The sequence below is a fragment of the Actinophytocola glycyrrhizae genome, assembly GCF_042653545.1.
Classification (GTDB): domain Bacteria; phylum Actinomycetota; class Actinomycetes; order Mycobacteriales; family Pseudonocardiaceae; genus Actinophytocola; species Actinophytocola glycyrrhizae.
On record NZ_JBHSIS010000039.1, the window covers coordinates 1 to 712 of the forward strand.

The 712-nt window shown below is 68.1% G+C and carries 1 protein-coding gene; it reads right to left on the bottom strand.

From position 1 onward, the window contains the following. Positions 1-712, bottom strand: a 712-nt coding sequence (locus ACFPCV_RS38980; RefSeq protein WP_378062642.1) for an IS30 family transposase, incomplete at both ends; no start/stop codon positions are given.

Here is a 712-nt window from a genome sequence, read left to right on the forward strand (position 1 = left end):
GGGTAAGCCAGTCCAGTGTTTTGCGGGGTCGGCTGTTCAGTTCGGCGGCGACGGCGGCGAGGTCGTCGGGGGTGTGCTGGGAGAGGTTGGTGCCTTTGGGGAAGTACTGGCGGAGCAGGCCGTTGGTGTTCTCGTTCGACCCGCGTTGCCACGGGGAGTGGGGGTCGCAGAAGTAGATCGGCATGTCGGTGGCCATCGTGATGTCGGTGTGGCGGGCCATCTCGTTGCCTCGGTCCCAGGCCATCGACCGCCGCAGCTGGTCAGGCAGGGTCTGGATCGCCTCGATCATCGCGTCGCGGACCTGGATGGCGTCGTGCCCGTCGGGCAGGTGCAGCAGCATCACGAACCTGGTCGAGCGCTCGACCAGGGTGCCGATCGCCGACCTGTTGGCCGCACCGGCGATCAGGTCACCTTCCCAGTGGCCGGGCACGGCCCGGTCCTCGGCCTCGGCGGGACGCTGGCTGATCTCCACGAGATTCGGGATCCGCGGCTGCCGCGCCGCTGCCTGACGATGAGGCTTGCGCAACGCCCGCCCGGTACGCAAACACCGGGTCAGCTCACGGCGCAGCGCCCCCCGGGACTGCACATACAGCGACTGGTAGATCGTCTCGTGCGACACCCGCATCTCCGGCCGATCGGGGAACTCCACCGCCAGCTTGGCCGAGATCTGCGCTGGAGACCACTTCCGCCGCAACCGAGCCTGCACATGATC